This window comes from uncultured Paracoccus sp., from assembly GCF_937873615.1.
In the GTDB taxonomy this organism is placed as follows: Bacteria; Pseudomonadota; Alphaproteobacteria; order Rhodobacterales; family Rhodobacteraceae; genus Paracoccus.
In genome coordinates, this window is record NZ_CALMYP010000039.1 from 1 (window position 1) to 4,967 (window position 4,967).

Consider the following 4,967-nt stretch of genomic DNA (forward strand, 5'->3'; position numbering starts at 1 on the left):
TCAACGCTTCAGCGGAACCCAAAACGATTCAGGGTTGCGGCGAAATGCTTTAGCTCAGGTCTTCGTCCGGCACCTCGCGCGCGTCCAGCGTCAGTTGCAGGAAGGCCAGATCCAGCCATCTGCCGAACTTGGTGCCGACCTGCGGCATCAGGCCCACCCGGATGAAGCCCAGCCTCTCGTGCAGGCGGATCGAGCCGCTATTGCCGGCCTCGATCCCGGCGACCATGACATGTTTGCCCAAGCTTCGGGCGCGGGCGATCAGCGCCTCCATCAGCGCCCGGCCAAGGCCGGCGCCGCGCTGATCGGTGCGGATATAGACCGAATGCTCGACCGTGTGGCGATAGCCGTCGAAGGCGCGCCAGTCCCCGAAAGAGGCATAGCCCAGCACCTCGCTGTCGCGGGACGCAACCAGCACCGGATGGCCGGCGCGCCGGCGGTCGGCCAGCCAGGCGGCGCGGTTGGGCAGATCGACAGGGGCGTCGTTCCAGATCGCGGTGGTATGGGCCACGGCGTCGTTATAGATCGCGAGGATTCCGGGCAGATCGTCGGGGGTGGCGTCGCGGATCTTCATCCTCGTCCTCGCAGGGGGCTTTGCCCGCGACCCAATCCCAGCCGGAAAGCGAGGTCAAGACAGGCTGCGCGGTCAGCTGACGCCCAAGCCCGCCTTCATCATCAGCCGCCGCACCGGGGCGATGCCGTAGATGGCGCCAAGACCCGCCGCGCGCAGGTCGCGCAGGGGCCGGGCCTCGATCATCGAGGCGCGGTTCAGCAGGTCAATGCCGGCGATGCGCAGCCGTGCCTCGGTCCAGCGGCGGCGCTGGAAGGCGTCGAGGCTGGCGCGGCTGCCGGGGTCGTCCTGCGACAGATCGACGAGAAGCGACAGGTCCGCGAGGCTCATGTTCAGCCCCTGCGCGCCGATGGGCGGCACGACATGGGCGGCCTCGGCGATCAGGGCGGTGCGCGGGCCGGTGAAGCGGCTGGCGATCTGGCTGATGATCGGCCAGGCGCTAAGGCGGGTGGCCTGGGTCAGCTGGCCCAGAATGCCGGTCGAGCGGGCATTGAGTTCCGCCGCGAAATCCTGCGGGTCGAGCGCCATCAGCCGCGCCACTTCGGCGCCGCGCTCCATCCAGACCACGGCGGATGACGGCTTGCCGTCGCGGTCGGGCAGCGGCACCAGCGTGAAGGGACCGCCCGAGCGGTGGATCTCGGTCGAGACATTGTCATGCGGGCGCTCGTGCGTGACGGCGAAGGCAAGCGCCTTCTGTCCGTAGCGCGTCGTTTTCACCCCGATCCCGAGCGCCGTGCGCACCGGGCTGTTGCGCCCGTCGGCACCGACCACCAGCCGCGCGGTCACATGGCTGCCATCGGAAAGCGTCACCAGTGCCTCGCTGTCGCGGGCGGTCAGGCCGGCGGTGCCGGTGCCCGGACGGAAAGAGACATTCTCCATCTCGGCAAGCCGGGTCGCGATCTCGCGGCGCAGCAGCCAGTTCGGCAGGTTCCAGCCGAAGGGCGCGTCGGAAATGTCGGCGGCGTCGAAATCGCGGGTCAGCCGGGCCGTGGGTTCGGTCCCGCCGGCATCGACGATGCGCATGACCTGCAAGGGCGTGGCATGGGGCGACAGCCGGCCCCACAGGCCCGCGCGTTCCAGCAGCCGGATCGAGGGATGCAGGAAGGCGGTGGTGCGCAGGTCCGAACCGGCGGCGCCTTCCTCGGTCACCGGGGGGGCGGGATCGACGCAGATCACCCGATGCCCGGCGGCACCGAAGGCCGCGGCCGCGATCAGCCCGGCGATGCCGCCGCCGGAAATCAGGATATCGGTTTCGGCCCCGGCGCGGTGCATCGGATCAGTTGCCCAGGGTGATGGCCAGAAGCGCGGCCCAGACGATCGCCGTGCCAAGCAGGCCGAGCATGCCGAGGGCGGGCAGGCCGAAGACGGCGACGATCACCACGGCCAGCACCAGCACCGCCGCGACCAGCAGCAGGATACGGGCGGCAAGCGCGTTCTCGGCGGCGCTTTCCTGTGCGCTTTGGCCATGCGAATCGGTGGCTGCGGTGGCGGACATGGGCGGTCTCCTGCGGAATGGTTATCGGGTCCGACTGTGCCAGACCCGGCCCGATCAGACAAGCGAACGCAGGAATGCGGCCAGATCGCGGGTGCGGTGATGAACATGGGCGCCATGTTCGTGATCGAGCGGCAACTCGTCCGGCCCGTGCCGGCCCGATCCGACCAGCACTGTCTGCATGCCAAGCCGCGCCGGCACGTCCAGATTGCGCGGATCGTCCTCGAACATGGCCGCCTGCGCGGGGTCGAGGCCGTGGGCGTCGATAACTGCGGCATATGCGCGCGCGTCGGGCTTGGGATGAAATCCGACCTCCTCGATTCCATAGATCGCCTCGAACGGGCCAAGGCCGAGCCGGTCCAGCACCCGGCTGGCATAGGTGCTGTCGGCATTGGTGTGGACGATCTTGCGCCCGGGCAGGGCGGCGATGGCCTCCGCAAGCGCCGGGGCCGGGCTCAGCACCGAAAAGTCGATGTCATGGACATCGAGCAGATAGGCATGGGGGTCGATCCGGTGTTCGGCCATCAGCCCGGCCAGGGTGGTGCCGTAATCGCGCCAGTAATGCTTGCGCAGCCGGTCGGCCTCGGCCCGGTCGACGCCGAGGACGCGGGTGACATGCGCGGTCATGCGGGTCTCGATCTGCTGAAACAGCGCCGCCTCGGGCGGGTAAAGCGTATTGTCGAGATCGAAGATCCAGGTGGTGACATGTCGGAAGGGCATGTCCCGGTGATAGGCCGGGGCGCGCGGGCGTGCAATGGCGCGCGAATGCGACGCCCGGTCTTCGCGCTTGCAATCGCCTGCGGCATCGCGGCTACTGTCGCCATGAAAGACGCCTATACCCTGATCGTCGAGGCCATCGACAACGGTATCTACAAGCCCGGCAACCGGCTGGTGGAATCCGAACTCGCCGACCGTTTCGGCGTCTCGCGGACCCCGGTTCGCGAGGCCCTGCAACGGCTGGAAACGCAATCCATGGTCAAGCGCGACGGCCGCAGCCTGATCGTGGCGACGTTGGACCACAACCAGCTGGCCGAGCTTTACACCGTCCGCACCGAGTTGGAGGCACTGGCGGCCCGGCTGGCCGCGCGTCACGCCACGCCCGAGGAACTGCGGGTGCTGCAATCCATGGTCGACGAGGACCTGTGCCATATGGGCGATGCCGAGGCTCTGGCGCGCGCGAACCGGCGGTTTCATCACCAGATCCATCTGGCCTCGCATAACCGCTATCTGGTGCAGCAGCTCGATATCGTGCATCGCAACATGGCACTGATGGCGCGCAGTTCGCTGGCGGTCGAGGGCAGGCCCAAGGTGGCACTGGCCGAGCATCAGGCGATTGTCGACGGGCTGAAATCCGGCGATGGCGCGGCTGCCGAGGCGGCGCTGCGGGCCCATATCTCGAAAGCCTTCGAGACCCGGCTGCGCGAAGACGCCCGGCGCGAGCCCTGAGCCCCGCCCATGCGGATCATCGAAGCGGAAACCGATCTGGCGGAAGGCCGCGCCCATCTGGCGGCGGTCTGCCCGGTCTGGGCCGCGACTCTGCCAGGGCTGGACCTGCCCCTGCGCCGGAGAAGCGACGGTTTTGCCGCGATCCTTGATGCGATCATCGGCCAGCAGATCTCCATCGCCGCTGCCGGGGCGATCATGGCGCGGCTGTCCGAGGCCGGGCTGACCGCGCCCGAGGCGATCCGCGCCGCCGGAGAGGAGGGCTTGCGGGCCTGCGGCGTCTCGCGCCCGAAGATCCGCTACCTGCTGGGCATCGTGGCCGGCGAACCCGACTGGCAGGCGCTGCGCAAGGCCCCGGATGCGGAGGTGATCGCCACCCTGACGGCGCTGCCCGGCATTGGCCAATGGACGGCCGAGATCTATCTGGCTTTCGCCCTTGGCCGCAGCGACGCCTTCCCGGCGGGCGATCTGGCCCTGCAGGAATCGGCGCGGCTGCTTTACGGTCTGGAAGAGCGCCCGTCGCCCAAGGCGCTGCTGGAACTGGCGGAACCCTGGCGCCCCTGGCGCGCCGTCGCCGCCCGCGCGCTCTGGGCGCATTACCGGGTGGCGAAGGGCAGGGAAGGGGTCAGGTCGTGAGGTGGTGGCGGGGGGTGGGCCTAAGTTGCCCAATGCTGTGTTATGCCCCACTGTCCGCTCGGCTAGCCCGGTACCTTAGGACGACGTATTAGGTTTCACGCGCCAAATAATACGTCAAGAAGAAGCACATACTGGCACACACCATTGAGCACGGATAAATTTGGCTTGTCGAATATGTCGGACAGAAGGAGCAAAAATGCCTAGCGCCTTGACCCTTATCGGGAGTTTGATTTTTGCTTCACTGAGCTTTCTTGCTGGTCGCTTCTACGCGGAATCCGAACGTATTCTGTCAGAAAAGCGAAAGCACTATTTGGAATTTCTCAGCATCCTTCCGCCACTTCAAGACACCTACAACGACTCGACAAAAGAGGAGTTTCTAACCGCTCTACGGCCTGCGATGGAGTACGTACCTCGCCTAATGTTCTACGCGGATAAGTCGGTCATAATGGCTTGGGGCGTTTTGCTGCAAAAGTACCTTGAAGCACATGCAAAGCTAACTCCCGGATGTCCGGATCATGCCTCGGAATACAAGGCGCTCTCGATGGCACAAAATGACTTAGTCTTAGAAATGCGGCGCGATTCCTTTAGGTGGTCGATCTTTAACTACAGCGGTAAATCTCGCGTTCCTGAAAAGTTGGACATTCCCAAATCCTAGTGTTTCCCAACCAACATCCCCCGGATCGACCTAAAAAGGCCCGGCATCGCTGCCGGGCCTTCCCCCTGTCCTGCCGTTCTTCTTGCTTATTGTGCCGAGGCCAGGAGATCGGTGATCCGGCGGACCGAGGCGCGGCGGTTCTGGCGTTCGTCGGTCAGGACCGGGATCTTCAG

The 4,967-nt window shown here is 66.3% G+C and carries 7 protein-coding genes; 3 read left to right on the forward strand and 4 right to left on the reverse strand.

Going from position 1 to position 4,967, the window contains the following annotated elements:
- Positions 1-49: 49 nt before the first annotated feature.
- The 4 genes from Q0330_RS10335 to Q0330_RS10350 form a co-directional block, all read right to left on the reverse strand.
- Entirely contained in the window at positions 50-571 is a 522-nt protein-coding gene (locus Q0330_RS10335) for a GNAT family N-acetyltransferase (RefSeq protein WP_299478340.1), read from the reverse strand.
- A 72-nt stretch (positions 572-643) separates the two neighbouring features.
- Positions 644-1,840 carry a UbiH/UbiF family hydroxylase gene (locus tag Q0330_RS10340; RefSeq protein WP_299478343.1) on the reverse strand — a complete coding sequence of 399 codons (1,197 nt, stop codon included), beginning with the start codon at positions 1,838-1,840 and terminating at the stop codon, positions 644-646.
- A 4-nt stretch (positions 1,841-1,844) separates the two neighbouring features.
- A complete protein-coding gene (locus tag Q0330_RS10345; RefSeq protein WP_299478346.1) occupies positions 1,845-2,063 on the reverse strand; it encodes a hypothetical protein in 219 nt (72 codons plus the stop codon).
- Positions 2,064-2,117: 54 nt separating this feature from the next.
- Positions 2,118-2,780, reverse strand: coding sequence for a pyrimidine 5'-nucleotidase (locus tag Q0330_RS10350; RefSeq protein ID WP_299478349.1), 663 nt, complete (start codon positions 2,778-2,780; stop codon positions 2,118-2,120).
- 102 nt (positions 2,781-2,882) lie between these two features.
- On the opposite strand from Q0330_RS10350, the gene Q0330_RS10355 reads away from it, so the two are divergent.
- From Q0330_RS10355 to Q0330_RS10365, 3 genes are all read left to right on the forward strand, one after another.
- Positions 2,883-3,506, forward strand: coding sequence for a GntR family transcriptional regulator (locus Q0330_RS10355; protein WP_299478352.1), 624 nt, complete (start codon positions 2,883-2,885; stop codon positions 3,504-3,506).
- 9 nt (positions 3,507-3,515) lie between these two features.
- Positions 3,516-4,139 carry a DNA-3-methyladenine glycosylase 2 family protein gene (locus tag Q0330_RS10360; protein ID WP_299478355.1) on the forward strand — a complete coding sequence of 208 codons (624 nt, stop codon included), beginning with the start codon at positions 3,516-3,518 and terminating at the stop codon, positions 4,137-4,139.
- A gap of 196 nt (positions 4,140-4,335) precedes the next feature.
- Entirely contained in the window at positions 4,336-4,794 is a 459-nt protein-coding gene (locus Q0330_RS10365) for a hypothetical protein (protein ID WP_299478358.1), read from the forward strand.
- The last annotated feature ends 173 nt before the right edge of the window (positions 4,795-4,967 follow it).

Excerpts from the sequence above, each read along its gene's own strand:
- Q0330_RS10340 (WP_299478343.1), bottom strand. The coding sequence starts at position 1,840 with ATGCACCGCGCCGGGGCCGAAACCGATATCCTGATTTCCGGCGGCGGC.
- Q0330_RS10355 (WP_299478352.1), top strand. The coding sequence starts at position 2,883 with ATGAAAGACGCCTATACCCTGATCGTCGAGGCCATCGACAACGGTATC.
- Q0330_RS10335 (WP_299478340.1), bottom strand. The coding sequence starts at position 571 with ATGAAGATCCGCGACGCCACCCCCGACGATCTGCCCGGAATCCTCGCG.
- Q0330_RS10360 (WP_299478355.1), top strand. The coding sequence starts at position 3,516 with ATGCGGATCATCGAAGCGGAAACCGATCTGGCGGAAGGCCGCGCCCAT.
- Q0330_RS10365 (WP_299478358.1), top strand. The coding sequence starts at position 4,336 with ATGCCTAGCGCCTTGACCCTTATCGGGAGTTTGATTTTTGCTTCACTG.
- Q0330_RS10350 (WP_299478349.1), bottom strand. The coding sequence starts at position 2,780 with ATGCCCTTCCGACATGTCACCACCTGGATCTTCGATCTCGACAATACG.
- Q0330_RS10345 (WP_299478346.1), bottom strand. The coding sequence starts at position 2,063 with ATGTCCGCCACCGCAGCCACCGATTCGCATGGCCAAAGCGCACAGGAA.